This window comes from Rummeliibacillus sp. G93, from assembly GCF_023515935.1.
GTDB classification, from domain to species: Bacteria; Bacillota; Bacilli; order Bacillales_A; family Planococcaceae; genus Rummeliibacillus; species Rummeliibacillus stabekisii.
In genome coordinates this window covers 2960385-2983349 of the sequence record NZ_CP097314.1, presented here as the reverse complement: position 1 = coordinate 2983349, position 22965 = coordinate 2960385, and the positions used below count along the sequence as shown (strand labels likewise).

At 38.4% G+C, this 22965-nt stretch carries 28 protein-coding genes and 5 riboswitches; of the genes, 22 read left to right on the top strand and 6 right to left on the bottom strand.

The window, feature by feature from the left end; all coding sequences use genetic code 11:
- The first annotated feature begins 52 nt into the window (after positions 1 to 52).
- A riboswitch (FMN riboswitch) is annotated at positions 53 to 186 on the top strand.
- 142 nt (positions 187 to 328) lie between these two features.
- A riboswitch (FMN riboswitch) is annotated at positions 329 to 462 on the top strand.
- Positions 463 to 606: 144 nt separating this feature from the next.
- A riboswitch (FMN riboswitch) is annotated at positions 607 to 737 on the top strand.
- 152 nt (positions 738 to 889) lie between these two features.
- From ribD to M2M59_RS15010, 9 genes are all read left to right on the top strand, one after another.
- Entirely contained in the window at positions 890 to 1975 is a 1086-nt protein-coding gene (gene ribD, locus M2M59_RS15050) for a bifunctional diaminohydroxyphosphoribosylaminopyrimidine deaminase/5-amino-6-(5-phosphoribosylamino)uracil reductase RibD (protein ID WP_249774989.1), read from the top strand.
- Between the two features lie 10 nt (positions 1976 to 1985).
- The gene (gene ribE, locus M2M59_RS15045) at positions 1986 to 2624 is read left to right on the top strand and encodes a riboflavin synthase (protein ID WP_147197149.1); all 639 of its coding nucleotides are present in this window, start codon (positions 1986 to 1988) and stop codon (positions 2622 to 2624) included.
- A gap of 18 nt (positions 2625 to 2642) precedes the next feature.
- Complete coding sequence (locus tag M2M59_RS15040; RefSeq protein ID WP_249774988.1) at positions 2643 to 3833, top strand: bifunctional 3,4-dihydroxy-2-butanone-4-phosphate synthase/GTP cyclohydrolase II; 1191 nt, start codon at positions 2643 to 2645, stop codon at positions 3831 to 3833.
- A 15-nt stretch (positions 3834 to 3848) separates the two neighbouring features.
- Positions 3849 to 4319, top strand: a complete 471-nt coding sequence (ribE, locus tag M2M59_RS15035; protein ID WP_147196940.1) for a 6,7-dimethyl-8-ribityllumazine synthase — start codon at positions 3849 to 3851, stop codon at positions 4317 to 4319.
- Positions 4320 to 4499: 180 nt separating this feature from the next.
- On the top strand, positions 4500 to 5624 hold the full coding sequence (locus M2M59_RS15030) for an NAD/NADP octopine/nopaline dehydrogenase family protein (RefSeq protein WP_249774987.1): 1125 nt from the start codon (positions 4500 to 4502) through the stop codon (positions 5622 to 5624).
- A 206-nt stretch (positions 5625 to 5830) separates the two neighbouring features.
- Entirely contained in the window at positions 5831 to 6265 is a 435-nt protein-coding gene (locus M2M59_RS15025; RefSeq protein ID WP_147196944.1) for a MarR family winged helix-turn-helix transcriptional regulator, read from the top strand.
- Positions 6266 to 6284: 19 nt separating this feature from the next.
- On the top strand, positions 6285 to 6935 hold the full coding sequence (locus tag M2M59_RS15020) for a beta-barrel domain-containing protein (protein ID WP_249774986.1): 651 nt from the start codon (positions 6285 to 6287) through the stop codon (positions 6933 to 6935).
- Positions 6936 to 6943: 8 nt separating this feature from the next.
- Complete coding sequence (locus M2M59_RS15015; protein WP_249774985.1) at positions 6944 to 8767, top strand: DHA2 family efflux MFS transporter permease subunit; 1824 nt, start codon at positions 6944 to 6946, stop codon at positions 8765 to 8767.
- A gap of 199 nt (positions 8768 to 8966) precedes the next feature.
- On the top strand, positions 8967 to 9311 hold the full coding sequence (locus M2M59_RS15010) for a hypothetical protein (protein WP_249774984.1): 345 nt from the start codon (positions 8967 to 8969) through the stop codon (positions 9309 to 9311).
- Positions 9312 to 9355: 44 nt separating this feature from the next.
- Here the strand turns inward: M2M59_RS15010 and M2M59_RS15005 are convergent, their stop codons facing one another.
- The 4 genes from M2M59_RS15005 to M2M59_RS14990 all read right to left on the bottom strand — a co-directional run bounded on the left by M2M59_RS15005 (position 9356) and on the right by M2M59_RS14990 (position 12458).
- Positions 9356 to 9637, bottom strand: coding sequence for a hypothetical protein (locus tag M2M59_RS15005; RefSeq protein ID WP_066790495.1), 282 nt, complete (start codon positions 9635 to 9637; stop codon positions 9356 to 9358).
- 9 nt (positions 9638 to 9646) lie between these two features.
- On the bottom strand, positions 9647 to 10036 hold the full coding sequence (locus M2M59_RS15000) for an SHOCT-like domain-containing protein (protein ID WP_249774983.1): 390 nt from the start codon (positions 10034 to 10036) through the stop codon (positions 9647 to 9649).
- A gap of 15 nt (positions 10037 to 10051) precedes the next feature.
- Entirely contained in the window at positions 10052 to 10414 is a 363-nt protein-coding gene (locus tag M2M59_RS14995) for a DUF2089 domain-containing protein (RefSeq protein ID WP_066790488.1), read from the bottom strand.
- Positions 10415 to 10628: 214 nt separating this feature from the next.
- On the bottom strand, positions 10629 to 12458 hold the full coding sequence (locus M2M59_RS14990) for a hypothetical protein (protein WP_249774982.1): 1830 nt from the start codon (positions 12456 to 12458) through the stop codon (positions 10629 to 10631).
- A gap of 181 nt (positions 12459 to 12639) precedes the next feature.
- Between M2M59_RS14990 and M2M59_RS14985 the strand changes: the two genes are divergently transcribed.
- The 7 genes from M2M59_RS14985 (at position 12640) to thiE (ending at position 17803) form a co-directional block, all read left to right on the top strand.
- Positions 12640 to 13368 carry a hypothetical protein gene (locus M2M59_RS14985; protein WP_249774981.1) on the top strand — a complete coding sequence of 243 codons (729 nt, stop codon included), beginning with the start codon at positions 12640 to 12642 and terminating at the stop codon, positions 13366 to 13368.
- 1 nt (position 13369) lies between these two features.
- Positions 13370 to 14104 carry a hypothetical protein gene (locus M2M59_RS14980; RefSeq protein WP_249774980.1) on the top strand — a complete coding sequence of 245 codons (735 nt, stop codon included), beginning with the start codon at positions 13370 to 13372 and terminating at the stop codon, positions 14102 to 14104.
- 26 nt (positions 14105 to 14130) lie between these two features.
- Positions 14131 to 14559, top strand: a complete 429-nt coding sequence (locus tag M2M59_RS14975) for a GNAT family N-acetyltransferase (protein WP_249774979.1) — start codon at positions 14131 to 14133, stop codon at positions 14557 to 14559.
- Positions 14560 to 14630: 71 nt separating this feature from the next.
- A riboswitch (TPP riboswitch) is annotated at positions 14631 to 14729 on the top strand.
- A gap of 54 nt (positions 14730 to 14783) precedes the next feature.
- Positions 14784 to 14882: riboswitch (TPP riboswitch) on the top strand.
- 61 nt (positions 14883 to 14943) lie between these two features.
- Positions 14944 to 15624 (top strand): thiaminase II, encoded by a 681-nt coding sequence (gene tenA / locus M2M59_RS14970; RefSeq protein ID WP_249774978.1) that lies wholly within the window; start codon positions 14944 to 14946, stop codon positions 15622 to 15624.
- Entirely contained in the window at positions 15611 to 16360 is a 750-nt protein-coding gene (gene thiM, locus M2M59_RS14965; protein WP_147196961.1) for a hydroxyethylthiazole kinase, read from the top strand. The genes tenA and thiM overlap by 14 nt, the downstream gene beginning before the upstream one ends.
- Positions 16360 to 17226, top strand: coding sequence for a bifunctional hydroxymethylpyrimidine kinase/phosphomethylpyrimidine kinase (thiD, locus tag M2M59_RS14960; protein WP_249774977.1), 867 nt, complete (start codon positions 16360 to 16362; stop codon positions 17224 to 17226). The genes thiM and thiD overlap by 1 nt, the downstream gene beginning before the upstream one ends.
- The gene (gene thiE / locus M2M59_RS14955) at positions 17171 to 17803 is read left to right on the top strand and encodes a thiamine phosphate synthase (RefSeq protein ID WP_305882088.1); all 633 of its coding nucleotides are present in this window, start codon (positions 17171 to 17173) and stop codon (positions 17801 to 17803) included. The genes thiD and thiE overlap by 56 nt, the downstream gene beginning before the upstream one ends.
- Before the next feature lie 57 nt (positions 17804 to 17860).
- Here thiE and M2M59_RS14950 read toward each other — a convergent pair whose 3' ends face one another.
- A complete protein-coding gene (locus M2M59_RS14950) occupies positions 17861 to 18562 on the bottom strand; it encodes a hypothetical protein (protein ID WP_249774976.1) in 702 nt (233 codons plus the stop codon).
- A 144-nt stretch (positions 18563 to 18706) separates the two neighbouring features.
- On the opposite strand from M2M59_RS14950, the gene M2M59_RS14945 reads away from it, so the two are divergent.
- The 6 genes from M2M59_RS14945 to M2M59_RS14920 all read left to right on the top strand — a co-directional run bounded on the left by M2M59_RS14945 (position 18707) and on the right by M2M59_RS14920 (position 22515).
- Complete coding sequence (locus tag M2M59_RS14945; RefSeq protein ID WP_147196968.1) at positions 18707 to 19246, top strand: GNAT family N-acetyltransferase; 540 nt, start codon at positions 18707 to 18709, stop codon at positions 19244 to 19246.
- Positions 19203 to 19676 (top strand): GNAT family N-acetyltransferase, encoded by a 474-nt coding sequence (locus tag M2M59_RS14940; RefSeq protein WP_249774975.1) that lies wholly within the window; start codon positions 19203 to 19205, stop codon positions 19674 to 19676. Before M2M59_RS14945 ends, M2M59_RS14940 begins: the two co-directional genes overlap by 44 nt.
- 24 nt (positions 19677 to 19700) lie before the next feature.
- A complete protein-coding gene (locus M2M59_RS14935) occupies positions 19701 to 20600 on the top strand; it encodes a TIGR01777 family oxidoreductase (protein ID WP_249774974.1) in 900 nt (299 codons plus the stop codon).
- Between the two features lie 114 nt (positions 20601 to 20714).
- Positions 20715 to 21518, top strand: a complete 804-nt coding sequence (locus M2M59_RS14930; protein ID WP_147196974.1) for an alpha/beta fold hydrolase — start codon at positions 20715 to 20717, stop codon at positions 21516 to 21518.
- A 17-nt stretch (positions 21519 to 21535) separates the two neighbouring features.
- Positions 21536 to 21889 carry a PAS domain-containing protein gene (locus M2M59_RS14925; protein WP_249774973.1) on the top strand — a complete coding sequence of 118 codons (354 nt, stop codon included), beginning with the start codon at positions 21536 to 21538 and terminating at the stop codon, positions 21887 to 21889.
- Positions 21886 to 22515: a GGDEF domain-containing protein gene (locus M2M59_RS14920; protein WP_249774972.1), complete on the top strand. Its 630-nt coding sequence runs from the start codon at positions 21886 to 21888 to the stop codon at positions 22513 to 22515. The genes M2M59_RS14925 and M2M59_RS14920 overlap by 4 nt, the downstream gene beginning before the upstream one ends.
- A 76-nt stretch (positions 22516 to 22591) precedes the next feature.
- On the opposite strand, the gene M2M59_RS14915 is transcribed toward M2M59_RS14920, so the two are convergent.
- On the bottom strand, positions 22592 to 22786 hold the full coding sequence (locus tag M2M59_RS14915) for a hypothetical protein (protein ID WP_066790465.1): 195 nt from the start codon (positions 22784 to 22786) through the stop codon (positions 22592 to 22594).
- Positions 22787 to 22965 lie beyond the last annotated feature (179 nt).

Below are 22965 nucleotides of genomic sequence, written 5' to 3'. Positions count from 1 at the left end.
TAATAGCTTTCTTTTTTGTTTTACTAAGTTTATAATGATTTCGAATAAAAGAATATTCCTTCGGGGTCGGGTGAAATTCCCAATCGACGGTGATGAAGCAATTCTAAGCCCGTGAGCCTTTTTTAAAGGCAGGATTTTGGTGAGAATCCAAAGCCGACAGTATAGTCTGGATGGGAGAAGGATGTAGAGCAAGCTGAATGCCTTGTGAAGAAAAATATACTTCAATAGGTTTATTTAGTAATGACTTTTACATACGAATTCCAACACAACCCCGTAGAGAAATCTATGGGTTTTTCTTTTTTCTGAAACTCATACACAATTTTATATGGTTGTCCTTCGGGGTCGGGTGAAATTCCCAATCGACGGTGATGAAGCAATTCTAAGCCCGTGAGCCTTTTTTAAAGGCAGGATTTTGGTGAGAATCCAAAGCCGACAGTATAGTCTGGATGGGAGAAGGATGTAGAGCAAGCTGAATGCCTTATGAAGAAAAAAAGCACTTCAATAGGTTTATTTGGTGATGTCTTTGCAGCCAAATTCCACAATGTACCCCGTAGAGAAATCTATGGGTTTTTCTTTTTTCTAAAGCTCATACACAATTTTATATGGTTTGTCCTTCGGGGTCGGGTGAAATTCCCAATCGACGGTGATGAAGTAATTCTAAGCCCGTGAGCCTTTTTTAGGCAGGATTTGGTGAGAATCCAAAGCCGACAGTATAGTCTGGATGGGAGAAGGACGTATGGTGAGTGGTACCAGCCTTTGGAAGAAAAATACACCTTCCTAGGTTTATTTAGTGCACCCATTTTTACATACAATCTCCTAAACTCCTTAGTTGACAATAGCTAAGGGGTTTTCTATTTGTAATGAACTACAACAGATAGGGAGGAAAGAAATGACGGATGAATTTTATATGAGCCTTGCTTTAGATTTAGCAGGAACTACTAAGCAGCAAACGTCGCCAAATCCGGCAGTAGGAGCCGTTATTGTTTCAAATGGCGAAATAGTAGGCCTTGGCGCACATTTAAAGGCGGGGGGCCCGCATGCTGAAATTCATGCCCTACGAATGGCAGGATCACAAGCGAATGGAAGCACTGTTTATGTAACGCTGGAACCTTGCAGCCATTACGGAAAAACACCTCCTTGTGCTAACGCATTAATTGAAGCAGGTGTAAGTCGTGTAGTCATCGCTGCACAGGATCCCAATCCATTAGTTGCGGGCAAAGGATTGCAGCTTTTAAGAGATGCTGGGATTGAAGTAACAACAGATATTTTGCTAGAAAGAGCGCAGGCGTTAAATAAAGAATTCTTTGCTTATATTCAACAACGAAAACCGTTTGTTACTTTAAAACAGGCCATCACATTAGACGGTAAAATAGCAGCAAAAAGAGGAATCGGAGAGCAAATTACAAGTGAGGAATCACAGGTGGATGTTCATAAGGATCGCGAAAATCATGATGCCATTTTAGTAGGAATCGGCACGGTATGTTCAGACAATCCACGCCTTACCAATCGACTTGGAAATACAAAGAAGCAACCGATTCGAATAATTTTAGACACGCATTTAAGGATTACGCCAGATAGATTGGTGATAATGGATAGTTCCGCGCCAACGTGGATTGTAACAGGTTCAAAAGCTTCAGCAGAAAAGATTGCACAGTTAAGCCAGATATCACATGTGAAAATTCTGCAGCTTACAAAACCTTTAATTGACATAGAAGAATTATTACTAGAGCTGGGAAAACGCCAGATTATGAAGCTGTATGTAGAAGGCGGCCAAACGGTCAATGCAAGTTTTTTGAAATCCGGTTCAGTAAATCAATTAATCACATATATAGCGCCTAAAATTGTCGGTGGGAAAAATGCTATTCCAATGTTTTCTGACTTAGGAGTGACACAAATGGAGGATGCTTTGGAACTCGAATTGCAAGAAATCCACAAAATCGGTGAAGATTTGAAAATAGTATCTGTATTGAAATGAGGTGGAATTGATTTTTACTGGAATAGTAGAAGATATAGGCAAGGTCAAAGCAATCAAACGTGGTGGCCAAAGTATGCAATTAACAATAGAATCTCGAAAGATAACAGATGACATTCATTTAGGTGACAGCATTGCCATTAATGGGGTTTGTTTAACGGTTACCTCTTTTTCGGAAAGTGCCTTTACGGTTGATGTAATGCCGGAGACAGTGAAAGGGACGAGTATTCAATCATTGCAATTGGGTCATAGTATCAATTTAGAACGAGCAATGCCGGCAAATGGCCGTTTTGGCGGGCATTTTGTATCTGGACATGTGGATGGTACAGGTATTATTTTGCGCAAGCGCAAAGTGGAGAATGCGATATATATTGATATTGGTATTGCAGAGGAGCTCAGAAAATATTGTATTTTAAAAGGCTCGGTAGCTATTGATGGCATCAGCCTTACTATTTTCGATATTCAGCCACGCCAGCTCACAGTTTCAATCATTCCGCATACTTTAAGTGAGACAGTGTTAGGCATAAAAAAGGAACAGGATCTTGTCAATATTGAAAATGATTTGCTTGGCAAATACGTGATTCAGCATGCTGAGAGGCAACAAAAAGAAACACCAATGACGATGGATTTTTTAATGCAAAATGGATTTTAAAAAGAGGCGGTGTTTAATATGTTTCATTCAATAGAAGAGGCAATACAAGATTTGAAAAAAGGAAAAATGATTATTGTAGTGGATGATGAAAATCGTGAAAACGAAGGAGATTTACTCGTCCTTGCGGAGTATGCAACACCCGAAAACATCAATTTCATGGCTACTTATGGTAGAGGATTAATTTGTACGCCAGTATCACAGGAGCTGGCGGAACACCTTGAACTTTATCCAATGGTTCACAACAATACAGACAATCACCAAACAGCCTTTACAGTGAGCATTGACTATAAGGATACAACCACAGGCATTAGTGCATTTGAACGTTCGGAAACCATTATGCAGCTATTAAACAAAGATGCAGGTGAGGCTGACTTTCGGCGACCGGGACATGTTTTTCCACTCATTGCTAAAGAGAATGGCGTTCTCGAACGCCAAGGGCATACTGAAGCAGCAATTGATTTTGCTAGGATTTGCGGCAGTGAACCCGCAGCCGTTATCTGTGAAATTATGAGCGATAATGGTGAAATGTCTAGAGTACCGGAATTACTAGTGTTAGCTGAAAAATATAATTTAAAAATCGTTACCATTGCAGACCTCATTCGCTATCGTTATATCCATGAAAAACTAGCAAAACGCGAAGCATCTGTGAAAATGCCTACAACACTTGGTGAATTCCAAATGGTTGGCTATTCAAACAAAATAGATAGCAAAGAGCATATAGCTTTAGTAAAAGGGGAGTTGCGGGAGGAAGATGCTCCGTTAGTGCGTATTCACTCGGAATGCTTGACGGGAGACGTGTTTCATTCAAATCGGTGCGATTGCGGACCGCAATTGGAGAAGGCGATAGAAAAGATTGAAGCTGCTGGTACAGGTGTCATTCTTTACATGCATCAAGAAGGCAGAGGGATTGGACTGTTAAATAAACTGAAAGCCTATGAGCTTCAAGAGCAGGGCTTGGATACAGTGGAAGCAAATGAACAATTGGGCTTTCCAGCTGAAATGCGTGATTATGGACTTTGTGCCCAAATGCTCCGCGACTTGGGTGTAACTAGGGTTCGCTTAATGACGAACAACCCAGAGAAAGTAGAAGGGCTAAGGAAATATGGAATTGAGATTGTAGAACGAGTAGCGCTTGAAACTGAGGCTGTTGCTGAAAATCAATATTATTTACAAACGAAAAAAATAAAAATGAATCATATTCTTGCATAGGGAGTGTTACAACACATGGGACAAGTATTAGAAGCACAATTAATAGGAACTGATTTAAAAATAGGGATTGTTGTAGGTAGATTTAATGAATTTATAAATGCCAAATTGCTAGGCGGAGCAATGGATGGTTTAAAACGCCATGGCGTATCTGAAGATGATATAGATGTAGCTTGGGTGCCGGGAGCATTCGAGGTACCATTTATTGCAAAGAAATTGGCGGATACGAAGAAATATGACGCCATTATTGGTCTAGGTACGGTGATTAGAGGCTCCACATCTCATTATGATTATGTTTGCAATGAAGCGGCTAAAGGAATTGCAAATGTTGGATTAACTACTGGAGTGCCGGTTATCTTTGGTATTGTTACAACGGAAAACATCGAACAAGCAATCGAACGTTCTGGAACTAAATCAGGAAATAAAGGATATGATGCAGCTGTTTCTGCGATTGAAATGGCTAATTTAAATAGTTTGATTGGAGAATAAGCAATTATAAATGGTATGAGGCTTAGCATTTTAGCTAAGCCTCTTATTTTATTGGAAAAAATCAGGATGTTTAATGTGAGGGAAGTACGGGAATAGAAACATGAAAATGAAAAAATATGATGATTAATTTTAAATAGAAAAAACATGAAAACGCTATCATAGAAAGGGAGACTGTTATTTATGAAAATTACAATCGTTGGTTCTGGGCATGGAGGATCTGCTGCAGCAGCAGCGATGGCACAGGCAAGGCATGAGGTCAGCATGCTAAAACTAAGCAACCGACCAGATCAGCATTTTGAAAAGCTAAAAGAAACAAAAGAAATCAAGTTAGAAGGCATCGAAGGCAATGGTACATATCAGCTAGCAAATGTAACAAATAACCCTGCAGCGGCTATTCCTGAAGCGGATATCATTTTAATTTATTACGTTTCGAATTACCACGAGAATTTAGCTAAGGCGCTTGCCCCTTATCTCCAGGCTGAGCAAACGGTTTATATTTGCCCAGGGTATTTAGGTAGTTTACTCTTTAAGAGAGAAATGGAACGAATCGGACGAATTCAAGAAGCCCCATTATTTGTAGAAGGCGAAACACTTCCGTATAGCTGCCGTATTACATCCCCGGGTGTAGTAACTATTTATTCTAAGAACTATGGACACCCAATAGCAGCATTGCCGGCGAACCGTATTGAAGAGGCATGCAGAATATTAGAACCAGTACTGGACAACCCTATACCACGCGACCATATAGTAGAAGTCGCTCTCCACAATCCGAATCTCATCATGCATACTGTAGGGATTGCAATGAATGCTGCATATATTGAAAATTCAAATGGAACTTTCTCTATGTATACAGAAGGTTTTACCCCATCTATTTGGAAAGTGGCTAATGAACTGGATTGCGAAAAAATGGCGGTCTTAAGAAAAATCGGTTCATCTCCTCTTTCTTATATCGATGAATTTAAAGTGCGGACTTTTACAGATCCAGAAAAATACTCTGAAAAAGAAGCGTTCGCAATCTACGCAGACAGCGTAAGCGATTTGCATACGGATAAAGTTGAAAATCGGTATATTACGGAGGATGTACCAATGGGTCTTGGCTTACTTTATTCGCTTGGTAGAGAGCTTGGTGTTCCGACACCTGTTGCAAATTCCATTATGACATTGTCTGGCATTATGACAGATTCTGATTACTATAAACAGGCCCGTACGGTAAAAAGTCTTGGCTTCAAAGATGCAAGCGAGCTAATGAACGAAGTGGGCAACAAAGAAGATAAAATCTTTTTACAAACAGCACGTCAAAAGTAAAATAAGTAAAACACGTGTATGGCTGGAGAAGTTGCAGCATACCGTGTTTTTTATTTGGTTTTAAAGGGAAGAAGTTGGAAGCACTTTTTTATTTTTAGGATAAAGAGTTATTGTTGACATACTTTTTAGATGGTGTTATAAATGTATAGTCTTATTTCGTATGCGAAATATACGGAAGCGAATTAAATGTAAGCAAGGGGGAAGAAATGAAGAACGTCTTTAATAATGAGATTATCAATTCTTTCTATAGTATCTACATGCAGGAAAGAAAAATTTTACAAAGTGACGCAGAGAGAGTGGGTCTGACTGTTGTCCAGTTGAGAGCTCTTTATAAGATATCCGTTCGTCCGAATGTGCGATTGGCGGAACTTGCTGAGCGAATGAAATCGACGAACAGTACGATTAGTAGTGTGATTGATCGGTTAGTAGATAAGGAGCTTGTAGAACGGAAAACATCCGAGAACGACCGCCGGGCTATAACCATTTGCCTTACTATAAAGGGTGAGGAGAAATTGAGAGAATTTCAGGAGAGTAAATCGGAGACGGTTCAAAAGCTCCAAAGAATTAACGATTTGCCTGCGGAGGATATAAAACGTTTGTTAGAAATTCACCAAAAGATATTAAGTATTTTAAAGGATTAATGAAGGAGGAAGTTTTTTTATGAAGGCCAAACGCATGATTTTATTAAATGTGATTTTGCTTATAGTCTTAGTTGGAGGTGGGTTTGTAGGCTATTATTATTTCAATCAATCTATGAACTATATCTCTACAGATAATGCACAAATCGCAGGTCAACAAGTAAATATCGGAGCACCAGGCAATGGCAAATTGGTAAGATGGGATGGCAAGGTTGGAGATACATTTAGCAAAAACGATACAATCGGTACAGTTGATATGCAAGGTGCTGACGGGAAATCTGTTAACATGCCAATCAAAGCTCCACAAGATGGCACAGTCGTGCAAAGCAATGCTGTAGAAAATGCAATGGTTGCTGCTGGCACACCTCTTGCTATCAGCTATGATTTAGATCATTTATGGGTTACTGCAAACATTGAAGAAACAGATCTAGATAATATTAAAAAAGGTCAAGACGTAGACATTACAGTCGACGCATTCCCTAACACAACATTAAGCGGTAAAGTACAAAAAATCGGTTTAGCAACAGCCGGCACATTCTCATTGCTGCCTTCAAACAATTCATCAGGCAATTACACAAAAGAAACACAAGTAATTCCTGTGAAAATCTCAATCGATAGTTACGGAGTAAAATTAGTTCCTGGAATGAATGTAACCGTGCGAATTCATAAGTAGGTGATAGCATGTCAATTTATATCATTGGTTATATTCTCATATCCGTCATTCTGCTGATTGTTGTGAACTTTATGGTAAGAAGACAAAAGAATAGTAACACAAAAGATGAAAAAGTGACGCAAGGAACAATGGCTAACAAGAATCAAAAGATGGATTCTAAAAAGCCAGTAGAAGTAGAAGAGTTTAACAATGCTGCTCCTCAGCCAGTACAGGAGGAAGAGCATGCAGAAGAAATACAAGAACCTAAAAAAGAAGAGGCTACGGAGGAAGTGCCGCCTGTAAAAGAAGAGGCTAAAACTCCGCCTGCTAAAGTCATAGACAATAAGGGTAAATTACTCGTTACGATGATGATTGGTGCATTCGTTGCTATATTGAACCAAACATTATTAAATGTAGCCATCCCGCACATTATGAATGATTTAAGTGTATCTGCAAGTACTGTGCAATGGTTATCAACAGGCTACATGCTGACGAATGGGGTTTTCATTCCGATTACTGCGTTCCTTATCACAAGGCTGGGGACCAGAAAACTATTTATATCGGCCATTACGTCATTTACAATCGGCTCGATTATTTGCTCGCTTTCCACAACATTTTCACTATTAATGCTCGGAAGGGTTGTGCAAGCGGCGGGTGCCGGCGTTATCATGCCTTTGCTTATGACCGTATTCCTTACCATCTTCCCGCCTGAAAAACGCGGAGCGGCGATGGGACTATTCGGTGTTGCAATTTTATTCGCACCAGCAATTGGGCCAACATTATCCGGTTGGTTAATTGGCCATTATTCTTGGCGCGTACTATTTGATATCGTTATTCCAGTCGGTATAGTTGCAATTCTAATGGCACTTAAATGGATGGTTGATGTTGTAGAAATCACCAAACCAAAATTTGATACATTCGGTTTTATCTTTTCAACAATCGGTTTTGGCTTCCTGCTTTATGGCTTTAGTGAAGCAGGTAACAATGGCTGGGACAGTAAAGTTGTATTGATTTCATTAGCCATTGGTATCATCGGCTTAATTGCCTTTGCTTGGCGTGAATTAACAGTAGAACAGCCAATGCTGGATTTAAGAGTATTTAAATATGATATTTTCACGCTAACAACAATTATTAGTATGATTATAAATATGGCAATGTTCGCAGCCATGCTCTTGCTACCTATTTACTTGCAAAACATACGCGGTTTCTCAGCGCTGGATTCTGGCTTGCTCATGCTGCCAGGCGCGATTGTCATGGCGATTATGCTACCAATCTCAGGGAAACTATTCGATAAAATGGGAGCAAGATGGTTGGCAGTCATTGGATTGGTTATAACAGTAGTCACTACTTATCAATTCTCTAAACTATCAATGACTACTTCCTATAGCTATATCATGCTACTTTATGTAATGCGTATGTTTGGTATGTCGTTCTTGTCCATGACCGTATCAACAGAAGGGATGAATCAGCTACCTCAACATTTGGTGGGCCACGGGACATCTGCTTCCAATACAGCTAGAACCGTTGCGGGAAGTATCGGTACCGCCTTTTTAGTCACAGTCATGACAACGAGAAGTAATTTCCATACAGCAAATTACGGAAATGTCATCTCAAGCGACAATCCATATTTAACAAATCAGTTGCACAGTTTAGGTAGTACATTCTCAGCGATGGCTGGACTTCCTGCACAAGGAGGCCAAGTGTTGGCGACAAGTTCAATTTACGGGCAAGCTGTCAAACACGCGACAGTCAGTGGAATCAACGATGCCTTTATTGTTGCGACAGGCATTGCGGCTGTGGCATTAGTTTTAGCTTTCTTTATTAAAAGAGCTAAACCAAATGCAAAAGATTAATCTGTTTAATAGGCTGGATCCTTATTGGATTCAGCCTATTTTTTTGAGGAAATAGAGTATAATAGAATGCGAAAAATGATTATGTACCAATGAGGATGAGAATTTATAAGTGAGTGGATGAAAAGAGAGAAAGCATCGGAATAGAGTAAGGAATTGGAAGCTTGCTCTTTTTCTAGTGATAGAAGCAGGCTGGATTATATTGTTTCGCGAATGGTTTGATGAATGGCGGCAAAAGGGTTGGTTATATGTTGCTTCATATACAGCCTTATTTGCAATAGGATGTTTTTATATAAATGAGAAGTTGAGCCCCTTAAAGGACGAACGAAAAGAAGAGAAATTCAGCAAAAAATATCCTTTTATTAAAGATCTAGGGGAAGAGCAGACTTTCACTATTTATATGAAAAATGGCAAAGTTATAGAGAATGCTAGTCTTATGGTCCACATAAGCATGGAAATCATCGTTGCGACAAATTTAACGTTTGATGAGCTTGAATCAGAGGTGCATACAATAAAGCTAAAACACATAGAGTCTGTCAGTTTCTAATATATAGCCTTTTAAAAAAGAACCCTAATCATCAATTAGGGTTCTTAAAGTTTTACCTTCACCTCTGTACCATCTTTTGCTTTCACATCTACTAGTTGAATACCCTTATAATTCTTCAGTTCTTTAAGGATTGGCTTCAATGTTTTTTTGTCGAGATGAGGAAAGGTGAAGTCTATTTCTTTTCGTTCAAAATGATTTTTTGTCCATTTATTTAGATTTTTATGGAAAAGATTAGATGAAACAACGGTAATGGCAATATTTAATAATACATAAGGAACTGGAATGATAAATCGGAAGCCTTTTGTTTTTATTTTTACGTATATCATAAGAAATCACTAATCAATGATGACCGAAACGGTATCACCGTTTGCTGATTTGATATCAACAATTTGGCCATCTAGTTCATTTTCGATTGCTTCAATAATCAGGTTTATGTCTATATCCTTCATGTATTTCTCTGATTGAGGAATACTTGCTGCGATGCTATATCCAGCCATCAATACAACTTTTACAAGCTTAATCGGCACATTGACTGTTACATTATCACTTTCAGTTGATACCACACGAACCTTTAACGTTTTATCTAAATAGGTTGTTGGTTTTTCAGTAAGCTGATTATTTGGTTCTTCTTTCTCTTTTAAGATGTGAATCAATTCGGCTCCTTTATCAGCATCAATCTTTCCTTCTTGAATCATCGTGATGACTCTTGTAATTTCTTCTTTCATGTGGAGCGCTCCTCTCTACTCTTTTAAAAGCTTAATGGCTTCTTCTGGTGTAATTTCACCGTTTTCTAACATGGTAACAACTTTCTTTTCGTCTACTTCATTTTTCTTCTTCTGTTCATATCCAAGGGATGAGATGATGTCTGATAGCTTGCCTCGAACTGTCGGATACGAAATGCCCAGTTCTTTTTCAACTTCTTTAATATTTCCTCGGCATGTCAAAAAAACTTCTACAAATTCTAGCTGCTCTTTAGACAACGATGCCAGCTTTGATAATTCAAACTCATTTTCAATCGTAGTTTGGCAGTGTGAGCAATGTAGCTTCGTGATTTTCATTGTATTGTTGCAAACAGGGCAATTTGTGATTACTTTATAGGCCATAATGAAATTCCTTTCTTTGATTGATTTGATTATATAACAAGGATTAGAATGTTTAAAGTTATAATTTTAATTTTTATTAATAAAAATATAACTAATATTAATTTTAATATTAATAAAATTAATATGTGGTTTTATAATTTGTAATTGAACTTAAATGATGGAATTGGAGCCAAAAATGAAATAAAGCGAAAGCAGTTGCTTTCGCTTTTAGTATTTATTTTAGAAGACCTTTAGCTATTTTGCGATTTTCTCTATCTTTAGATTCTTTAGCCACTCGTTTGATGTGGGAAAGAATTGTAGGAGTATTCCAGTAATCTGTATCCCATTCACAAAAGGCGTTTAAAGCCATGTATTCAAATCTTCTATTATTTAATTGCATACATTTTTCTATAAAAGAAAGACCTATTCCTTCATAATCACTTATATAAGAAATCGCTATATCAATGCATTCTTCTTGTTCAGGCGTCATGTGTTGTAAATCAATTGCTTGCTGAATAAATTGGATAAGCTTTTCTACTACCTGCCGATTATGAGATTGCATGATGTATATGTAGAGCGATATATCATAGTTCCCATGCATGATTTTCTCCAAAAAAATATGAGATAAATCAAATTGTATTACCTGTGCAACGCGTATAGGAATATAAAGGTCAGGCTCTACATCTAAAGACTGTACTATAAGTGGTTTCCATTTAGAATTTTCAAGGATGGATTTAATCTCATTTTCAAGTGAAAGTTTTTCTGCCAGTGTTCCGTTATATTCCACGTAATCCCCCTCTACCTCACCCGTGATAAAGCATTGGATGACGGCAACGGGGTACAGTTTTTTAAGGGTAGTGGCATGTTTTTTTGCGTGCTGAATATAAGAATTTAGGACTTCTCTTGCATGTGGGTATTCGTCAATTGTATAGGATGGCCCTTCTTCTATAAGACCTTCTATTATTTGGCCTGCTCCGTTGTACAAGGATTCAGATATCGTAGGCTGTGCCAATGCCACGTCTAGCTCGCCTTTCATAGCGCAGTTATAGGCTAGATAGTGATTCATAATTGAATTTTCACAGCCATTTGTTAAAAGCCATGCTTTTATTTCGGCTGTTATAGGCTCCAAACGCTCTACGCAAGCGATTTTGCCCCAACCATTTACTTCTTTTGCTAGCAAATATAAATTTTCATGTGGATTCTTTGTACCCTGCAAAAAAGCATCTGCTACATATAATGTAAACTCTTCATGCAATCCTATTGTGTGTAAAAGTGTCAAATCCTCTTCACAATTTGAAAAACCAAGAATCATAATACCAAATTGCATGGCATACCGATGTGACGAGTGGTGAATAAACCAAAGTGCTTCATTGTGCAATGCTTCTCGATCTATACCTTCTTCTTGTTTTAACAACTCCCGAAAGATTCCAACATATTCAGCAAATTCCTTATCTCTTACTTTTTCATAAATAGCTCTGCGGGTTTTATGGTTAGGTATATTTAATTGTTTTAACAGTAATTTCAATAATGATTTTGCGTCAGAGGAAAAGCCGTATGTATCATCTATCAGCTGATCGGCTGCGCCAGGAGCAAAACGAATATCATCATCTTCTAGAAAATAATAAGATTCATCCGGCAATGTTTCATTCACAACTTTACCGTTTACTTTCACCTGATCAATGATAAAGGGGAGGATAGCTTGTCGATATTCTGATGGATTGAAGTCTAATACTTCTTTTTCTTTAAAAATAGTTGTGCCATCGACTTTTATAGTACAAACATAGGAAGTAAAGCCTCCTATGTCCGCGTCAATGATATAAGTTTCACCATCTATTTCAACTTTTTCTTTTAGTTTCTTGAATGTATAGAAGTGGGAAACAAAGCTTGGATATTGAACTTGTTTCACTAATGTTTGATCTACAAATAATTGTTTTGCATGAATATCCATAACGACTTTAATTATATGTCCCTTATAGTCTGTTTCCCATTCATAATGAATGTCCTCTTTAAATTCTTCTTTAAAATTCTGCCACTCTAAACGCATGAATCGCTTAAATTTTGACATGGGTCACCTCTTTAGCTCTCTTAATATACTGTCTATCATATAATAAAAGCTTATTGGTTTGTTAAATGCATTTACCAAAAAGGTAAAATTATTCTATATTGGTTGGATTCCTTATGACATAATGATGTATATAGGAAGTAGGGACATCATCCGAAAATGAGAAGCAGAAGGGGGAGATAGTGTGGTTACAATTGATTATTCATCCATTGCTATTATACCTGTCATAACTCTACTTTTAGCATGGTGTATCTGTGGTTACCTATTCTACCGTAACTATAAAAAACATGGAGGCGGCATTAAAATTTGGAAGGCTGTACTCGTGTTATTCGTAGGTCTTTTTTCTTTTTCTATTAACTTGAACATCTGGAGCACAGCGCTAAAACTATCCATTTTGCCTTTAGGGGTATGGATTTTATACTTTATATTAAAAGGCAGAAATCGATGGAAATCATATCGCTCTTTTGCTTGGCTGGGGTTTAGCTTCAATTTCATTTTTATAGTAGCTTCACTTGTAGCAATACCCTTTCAACAATGGATTTTTCCAGACAAAAAACCAGCAACATACCTAGCGAATTTAGAAAATGCAAAATTAATTACTATTCATCCTTCAGCAAAAAAGAAGATAGTGTTAGATAGAAAGAAGTTAGCAGGGAAATTCACACACTTGAAACAGCGGGAAATCTATAGCGATAAGTGGTTTTCAAGCCTTTATGAGATGAGTCCCTCAGAAATTAACAAAAAAGATGAACATTTTCCTTATCAGCTTGCAGGAGTAAAGCCGAAATGGGGAAGTGGGCTTCCATCACCGGCACTGTACATAGAAAAAGACGGAAAAGGAATTTTGATAACTACACCTCAGCAACAGCTTTATTACCGTTTAAATAATTCCGTGCTAAAGGAGGAGCAATAATATGAAGAAAAGAAAAGGAATGTTTGCTCTTTTAGTAGTGATTATTGGTATTATAGGTCTATTCTTCTATTATTCTTATTCAAAACCAACTCCTTTTCCAACAGAGGAAGCGCTGAAAAAGGATATAAATCAGACCTTCCCTGAGGCTAGCGTAAAAACAATACAAGATATAATCCACGTTGATGAACGCCATAAAGTGGTTCCTTTTATTTCTTTGAATAAAGACTATGGACTTAGCTATTGGATTTGGAAGAAGAATAAATGGCGAGTCGCTGAAGTGGATAATCGAGAAGAACCGATGATATGGAAGATAGAAGATAGAAAACGTCCAAAGTATGTATATGTGTGGAATATTTTTCATAAAAACAAGGTGGATTCATTTACATTTTATCTACTGAGGCAACGGGATTATATCACCTACGATAGGCAAAGTCTTTATATTCCACCAGTTCAAATGACAGAGAAAGTGCTATTGAATCATAAGACATATGGGGTTTTTTCTATTCCAGAAGATTGGGCTACGATTAAAGATTATGCTAGACCTGTTCAAACGGATTGGCTCTTCTCAAATGAGGAGGAAGGAGATTCGTTTAATTTTGGATGGAGACCGAATGCCAAGCCTGGTGTAAAAGAGCCGATTGAATTTACTAATAATGGAGAAAGCTTTTCAAACGGGGATATCATTTTACGCTTTCCGGAACGTTTCGAAAAGGGAAGTCGTGATCTTTATGAATGAGTATCGATAATCTAGGAGGTGTTTTTATGAAAATGATAAAAAATTTAAGCTCAAAAGATGAAATTATGGATGCCTTTCCGGTCATGAGCCAACTCAGAACACATTTAGATATAAACACATATGTAGAATTAGTGATGGAAGCGATGGAAAAGGAACAGTATAAGCTCTATGCACTCGTTGACTCTGATGAAATAGTTGCGGTGGTCGGATTCCAGCCAATGATTACACTTTATTATGGAAGATATATATGGGTATGTGATTTAGTGACAGATGCATCTAAGCGCTCGTTCGGTTATGGAGAAGAGTTGCTTGAATTTGTAGAAGCATGGGCGAAAGAATATAAGTATGAGTGTGTGGCCTTATCTTCTGGGTTGCAACGTACGAAGGCACACCGTTTTTATGAAGAAAAGATGGGGTACGACAAGGTAAGTTATGTGTTTAGGAAAGAATTCTAATATGTTGTAAAAAGCTAAGCTTGTTTTATCCTTGAATGGCATCCAGTTGAATGGTACGATGAATATAACTTAAATATTTGCAGGGGGACACGAAAGTGTTGAGAAGGTTTAAGCCTGACCCTTAGAACCTGACAGTTAATACTGGCGTAGGGAGCAAAGTACATATGATCGTTTTGTACAGCAGCTCTCCGTTTATGGGAGAGTTTTTTTGTACCCAACCAAATATTTTAGTGCGGGGGGACACGAAAGTGTTGAGAAGGTTAAAACCTGACCCTTAGAACCTGACAGTTAATACTGACGTAGGGAGCAGATGAAGGTATGAAATCTCTATGTCTACTCATAGGGATTTTTTGCGTCTACGTCCACTTTAAAGGAGGACGAACAGTGAGATTTGATGAAGTTGTTAGAGAAGAAGCAGATGCATATTGGGATGATAGCATGGTACACCCATTCGTGAAAGGGTTAGTACATGGCACACTGCCAATGGAGAACTTTAAATTTTATATGATGCAGGATGCCATTTATTTAAAGCATTACTCAAAAATATTGGCAATAGCAGCATCCAAATCGGAGACGAACCAGGAAATGGCCTATTATCTTGAATCAGCTAGAAGTATAAATGAAGCAGAACTTGAGCTCCACCGGACTGTTTTCAAAGAACTTCATATTGGAGAACAAGAACAAGCGGAGCTTATTCCTGCGCCAGCCAACAATAATTATATTAACCATATGTATAACGCCGTTCTAAACGAAAGCCTGCCAGTTGCATTTGCCGCGTTGCTGCCATGTCCTTGGTTATACCAAAGTATTGGTGAAGCGTATAAAGATGAAAAACCGACACAGAAGTTATACAGAGATTGGATTGAATTGTATAGCGGTAAAGAGTTTAAAGATCAACTGGACATCCAAAAGCAGATGCTCAATAAGTATGCGAAAGAACACCCAGCTGACGTTCAAAAGATGAAAGCATTTTTCCAAATGAGTGCCTATTACGAATGCAAGTTTTGGGATATGGCCTGGTCTTTAGAAAATTGGAAGGAGCTTTCACCTTATGAGCTTGCTTAAAATAAATCAGAAAAATCCTTTAATCCACTGTATAACAAATTATGTAGTAGCAAATTTTACAGCAAACGGACTGCTCGCGATTGGGGCATCGCCAGTTATGGCAGATGAAATCGCAGAGGTAGGAGATATGGTTTCTGTTGCAAGTGGTTTACTTGTTAATATTGGTACCATTAATGGCAGAACAAAAGAAGCAATGATTGTAGCTGGACGCAAAGCGAATGAAGTGGGAATTCCTGTCGTTCTAGATCCGGTAGGCGTAGGCGCCACTGCCTTTCGTCGCGAGACGGTGAAGAATCTATTGAGAGAAATTAAATTTGATCTTATTCGCTGCAATACTGGAGAACTTGCAGCAATCGCAGGTGTCAATTGGGACTCAAAGGGAGTAGACAGCGGCGTAGGAGAGATGGATACCGAGCAGACAGCAAAAGCTATAGCGAAACAGTACAACTGTTTTGTTATTGTCACCGGCGAGGTGGACATTGCAACAAACGGCGAAAGTATTGATTATATAGCAGGCGGTCATGAGCTCATGACGAAGATTACGGGTACGGGGTGTTTGCTTAGCGCTATTTGTACAGCAGCCTTAGCAGTAGAAAGAAATAACCTTTCTATCTTAACCGACGTTTTGAAAGACTATAAAAAGGTTGCCGAGATGGCATGCCAGAAGGAATGGTTAGGTGCTGTTCAACAAGAAGTACTTAATCAATTGCAACAGGTTTCAGGGGGGCGAGCATAATGAATATTGCCATGACTATTGCGGGTTCTGACAGCGGTGGAGGAGCAGGTATTCAAGCAGATCTAAAGACTTTCCAGGAGCTTGGCGTTTTTGGCACATCAGCTATTACGGCATTGACTGCACAAAATACGCTAGGTGTTGAAGGTATATACCCAGCCCAACCAGAATTTGTTCAGCAGCAAATCGAAGTAGTGATGAGGGATATGCCGATAAAAGCGGTGAAAACGGGCATGTTGTTTTCTGCCGAGATTATTGAAGCTGTAGCACATAGTTTGCGAGATAAAGAGACACAATTGGTAGTAGACCCAGTGATGATTGCGAAAGGTGGAGCATCTTTGCTACAACATGAGGCAGTGACTGCGCTGAAAAAATTCCTATTGCCGCGTGCAACTATTCTTACGCCAAACATACCAGAAGCAGAGGTAATAAGCGGAATCGAAATAAAAAGCCCAAAAGACTTAGAAAAGGCTGCAAACGCAATGCTTGCAATGGGTGTTTCATGCGTCATTATAAAAGGCGGTCATTTAGAAGGTAAGGATGCAGTAGATACTGTATTTTTTCAAGATGATTCGTTCTTTTCAATGCAAACGAAGCGAATTTCCACTGTTCAAACACACGGTACAGGATGCACCTTCTCAGCAGCGTTAACCGCTTTTTTGGCACAGGGCTTCTCTTTAAAAAGTGCCATAATAGAAGCGAAAAAATTCGTCCATTTAGCTATTCAACATCCATTAAATATAGGGAATGGACATGGTCCTACAAACCATTTTGCGTATAAAAAATTAAGCGGCAACTGTGAGGTGACAATTAGTGAGGAAAGAGGATTTAGCAGTTTATCTGATTATGGGCACGCAAAACTGCATTGAACCACCCCTCCAAGTGCTCGAACAAGCATTACAGGCTGGTATCACAATGTTTCAGTTGCGTGAAAAGGGTGAAGGGGCATTAACTGGCAAAGATCTTGAAATGTTTGCGCGTGAGTGCCAGAGGCTCTGCAAGCAATATGAGATCCCATTTATTGTCAATGATCATATCGAATTGGCTTTGAAGATAGAAGCGGATGGTGTGCATATCGGGCAAGAAGATATGGAGCTGGAAAAAATACGGCCGGAATTTAAGGGGAAGATGATTGGTGTATCAGTGCATACAAAAGAAGAATTGGTGCAGGCAGTGGATCAAGGTACAGATTATGTCGGGATAGGCCCTATATATGAAACGAAGTCTAAACAAGATGCCAAGAAGCCAGCGGGTGTTACATTTTTACAGGAGGCACGAAAGCTATATCCAACTCTCCCTATTGTAGCTATTGGTGGAATTACGGTCGAGAACGCACAGCCGTTAAAAGAGAGCGGAGCAGATGGTGTGGCCGTCATTTCAGCGATCTGCCAAAGTGAAGATTGCAGACCAGTGATTGGATCCCTTCAATCTATTTTTAAAGCATAATAAAAGCTGCATGAAATGTCTTAGCGACAACTTCATGCAGCTTTTTTAGTTCATGTATTATTTTGTTTCCTCTTGATCAATCCAGCTATAGCTTAGCTCCTCTGCTTTACCATGCTCATCTGTCTCGATTCGAACCGTTTTGTCTTCCAATTTGTTTTGAGATTTCGCTTCATCATCTAACTCAAAGTCATGCGTTTTCTGGAATGTTTTATTGCCATTTGGCGTTTGAAGAGTTAACTCTTTTGAATCGTTTTTAACGAGTTTGCCAATGATCTCTTTTTCATCGCCATCTCTATCATATACACCATCCTGATCTGCGAGTGTTTTGTCTGTTGGTTTAACACTTTCTGCAACGGCTTTATTTGTGGATACTTCCACAACCACTTGCTTGTCTTGCCAATCTCCTTTCATACCTTTTTTGTCGCTTTCAAATGATACTTTTTTTTGAATGGCTATTTGCTTTCCATGTACCTCTAAGGTAATCTCGTCGTTATTTTCTTTTACATATTTTCCTACTAGATCAAAGTCACCTTCTGATGAATCATTTTTATCTGGATCCTTTGAAAGGTTTTTTAGAGTTTTTAATTCGGTATTTTCATTAATGCTTGTACTTGTATTACTGCTCTCAGTTTGTTTAGGCTGAGAACTGTCCTTTTGAGGGCTTGTGCTTTTGGTATCATTGCCGCACCCTGCTAAGATAACCCCTGCTGCCAGAAATAGTGATGCTTTTGGTAGATACTTTTTCATATTATTGTTCAATTGACTTCACTCCCTAAACAATAGTATTTCCTTTTTCTTTAAAAGTGAAACGTAAAAGTTAGATTTAACAACAGAAGCAGGAAATAGTATGTGGTAGATAGAAGTTAACTAGAAAGAGTTATATATAGAAGGGAGTACAAAAACATGAAGTTAGTAATTCGGAAAATGAGTTATCCAGATATCCAAGAGGTCCAAGAAATCGCGCAGACGAGTTGGCATTCAACATACGAGGGAATCATACCGCGTGATGTGCAGGATCGGTTTCTTGCACAAGCATATAATCCAGACATGTTAGAAAAAAGATATTCTGGATCTCCTTTTTATGTGGCTGAACAAGAGGGAGTAATCGTTGGTTTCGCCAATTACTCGAATATACAGACTGGCCAATGGGTTGAATTGGCTGCCATCTATCTTCATCCTGAATATCAGAAGCAGGGGATAGGGACTGCTCTTTTACAAAAAGGCATTGAAGATTTGAAGCCAGCGTATGTATGCATAAATGTAGAAAAAGATAATACAATCGGTATGAACTTTTATAAGGCAAAAGGGTTTAAAGTAGTAGAGGAATTTGAAGAAGATTTCGATGGGCATCAATTACAAACGGTGCGGATGAAGTTAGATGTTAAAGAGGGAGAAACGTATGAAAAATCATCAGTCCAACAAGCTCCATTTTCAAAGAATTGAAGAGAATGAGCGCGCTAAGTATGTATCCTATTTGAAGCTAGCTGATGAGGAAGCAATAGTGCGTACTTATTTAAATAAAGGTGTACTTTATGGCATATGCAGCAATGTGGAGACTATCGGTGTGGCGCTATTTATAGAAATAGACGAGCATACGATTGAATTGAAAAATTTAGCTTTAGAAAATGCTTGGAGAGGGAAAGGGTTAGGTAAAGAAATTATAGCTGAATGTACGTTCCTGTTCACACAAGCTGGTTTTAAAAAAATGATTGTGGGAACGGCTAATTCTAGTATTGATAACATTGCTTTTTACCAAAAATGTGGCTTTCGTTTATCTGGGGTGAAAAAAGGCTTTTTTGCTGCGTATCCTACCCCTATTTATGAAAACGGGATTAGAGCGCTGGATATGGTAATGTTTGAGAAAGAGCTATGATAAGAATTTGGAGGTTATAACTATATGAAAATGGGTATAACGGGCGGTTCCGGATTTGTAGGGAAAAGGCTAGCAGAGCTGCTACTGGAGAATGGCCATGAAGTTTATATCCTGACAAGAGGGCATTCAAAAAAAGAAAATGGAATAACCTATGTGAAGTGGCTTGGTGAAGAAGATGCTCCTGAAAAGGAATTGGATTCAATCGATGCATGGGTTAACTTGGCAGGAAAATCGATTAATGATGGGCGTTGGACAGAAACGCATAAAAAAGAAGTAGTAGACAGCCGTATGTTAGCCACGGAGGAATTGATCCGCATTATCAAAGCAGTCTCATATAAACCGACTGTACTTGTTAACGCGAGTGCGATTGGCATCTATCCAGCTTCTACGACAGCTAGTTATACCGAAACATCTACAGAAAAGGCAACAGATTTTCTAGGTGGAACAGTTCAAAAATGGGAAGGTATGGCGAATAGAGCAGAAGAGGCAGGAGTAAGGACAGTCCTAGCCAGATTTGGCGTGATTCTTGGGGATGAGGGCGCATTACCGCTTATGGCATTGCCTTATAAGTTATTTGTAGGCGGTACAGTAGGAAGCGGAAGACAATGGGTTTCCTGGGTTCATGTAGACGATGTTGCTCGTGCAATCTTATATGCAATTAACACCTCATCTTTAAAAGGGCCAATTAATGTCACAGCCCCTACCCCACTTAGAATGAAAGATTTTGGTCGTGCAATTGGTGAAGTTTTAAGGCGACCTCATTTTCTTCCTGTCCCAAGCTTTATGATGAAGCTATTGCTGGGCGAAAAAAGCACAATAGTACTCGAAGGCCAAAACGTGCTCCCTCAAGCGTTGTTAGATTCAGGGTTTAATTATAAATACACAACAGCAGAAGAAGCGCTACAAGATATACTAGGTATATAATACTACCTAAATATTTATTGTATGTGTGTAATAAGTATTGCATTATGGTATAATTTATTAAAAAATAAAATCAATAAGTACTATATTGATGCTAAGATTAAAGGTGATGACAGTATGCTAGATTTTATAAAAAAGAATAATGTAAAAATGAGCGGTGAAGGAGAACAAGCTATCATTTTTGCCGCGGGTTTTGGCTGTGACCAAACTATGTGGCGCTATGTTGCACCGCAATTTGAAAAAGAATATCGCGTCATTTTATTTGATTATGTAGGAGCGGGAAAATCTGATTACTCTGCATATCAATCTGAAAAATATAAAACCTTAGAAGGCTATGCGCAGGATGTAGTGGAAATGTGCAAGGAGCTAAGACTGAAGGAAGTCATTTATGTTGGGCATTCTGTCGGTGCTACGATAGGTATGCTTGCATCACTACAAGAACCGGCGCTTTTTAAGCAGCTAATCATGCTTGGACCATCTCCTTGCTATATAAATGATTTGCCTTCCTATAAAGGTGGATTCGAACGAGAGGATTTAGATGGGCTTTTCGAAATGATGGAGCTTAACTACATTGGCTGGGCTAACTATCTTTCTAAAGTGGTCATGAAAAATTTGGAAAGACCAGAGCTTGCTGCTGAATTGGAGGGAAGCTTTTGCTCCACAGATCCACTATGTGCAAAAGAGTTTGCAAGGGCTACTTTTTTATCTGATTATCGCCATGTGCTTCAACAAGTAACTGTTTCAACGTGTATTTTACAGTGTAAAGACGATTCAATAGCACCGAAAGAGGTAGGCATATATATGAATGAACATATAAAAGAAAGCGCTATCTTTTTTATGGAGGCAACTGGACATTGTCCACATGTAAGTCAGCCGGAGGAAACAACGCAGTTAATTTTCTCATGTCTAGCGAATATTTAAGAGGTAGATGATTAAGTATGAATGAACAATTAAATTATGCCCCCTGTAGTTATTTACTGCTTGCAGAAAATGGGCGAATTTTGGATGCTAATTTTATGCTACTTCAATTGCTTGAATTTGAAATGTCTGAACTCAAAGGAAAGTCCATTCAGTCCCTTTTGACGGTTCCAAGCCAAACGTTCTATCAATTATTCGTATTGCCAATTATTGAAATGGAAGAAAGCGTAGAAGAAGTGTACATATCTTTAATGTCAAAGACAGGCAAAGAAGTTCCTGTTATTATGAATGCAATAAAGCAGTTAAACGATGGGGAAATAACAATTTCGTGTGCCATGATAGCAATAAAAAAAGGCGTGAATACGAAAAAGTGATATTAGCAGCTAAGAAGGAAGCTGAGGAAAGAAATATCGCTAAGAAAAAGGCAATCCAGGAACTAAACGGATTACGCAAGGAACTGGAGAATAAGCAACAGGAGTTAATCGGTATGAACACCATGCTTCAAGAGCTGGCGATGACAGACGAGCTTACAGGTTTGCATAACCGAAGGGGTTATTCAGAGAAGATGGTAGAATGTATCAGTCTATTTAATAAAACAGGCAACCCTTTTTCCCTATTAATTATCGATATTGATTATTTCAAGAAAGTGAATGACACATTTGGCCATCCGATAGGTGACCAAGTGTTAAAAACAATTTCCCAAATGATTCAAGAGAAGATAGGCGGCGAAGATATTGCGGCTAGAATCGGCGGAGAGGAATTTGCTGTAATTTTGGGAGAGGCCAATCAGAGAAAGGCTTTAGAGGTAGCAGAGGGTCTACGCGAATATGTAGCTGGTTCATTATGGACGATTCCTACCGTCACGATCAGTATAGGAGTAGCGACAGCGACAAGGGGCGTTACTGAGCAATCAATTCAAGCGCGTGCAGATGAAGCACTTTACACATCAAAAGAGAAAGGGCGCAATATGGTAACGCATGTAGCAGAGATTTATATGTAAAAAGTGAAAAGACGATTTTTTGTGAGCAGGGGGGCAAAAAAATCGTCTTTTTATATTAATAGGAATGGTAGCTGTCTTATTTTTTAAAAGAGAACATTTTAAATAGTTGTAATCTCTTTTTATCAATAATTTGTAATTCTTCTTTAATGATATGATGTTCATGTTTGGCTAACCATTGTTTTAATTCATGTTTATCCTTGCAGTTTGTTAGGTAAATTTGTCCTTCTGTACCAACAGCATTTACGGTATATCGGTTGTTTGTTTGTCTCATGTTAGCCACCTTTAAAGAGTAGTTATAGGGAACTTGTAAGTCGCTGCCTTTTTCTTCGTAAATCAATCTGTCATGTATAATATATGATATTTGAAGTTATTGTCAATACCCAAATGATTGATATAATCATATGCAGTTAAAGTAAAATTATTCGCATAATTCTAGTTAGCATGTGGTAA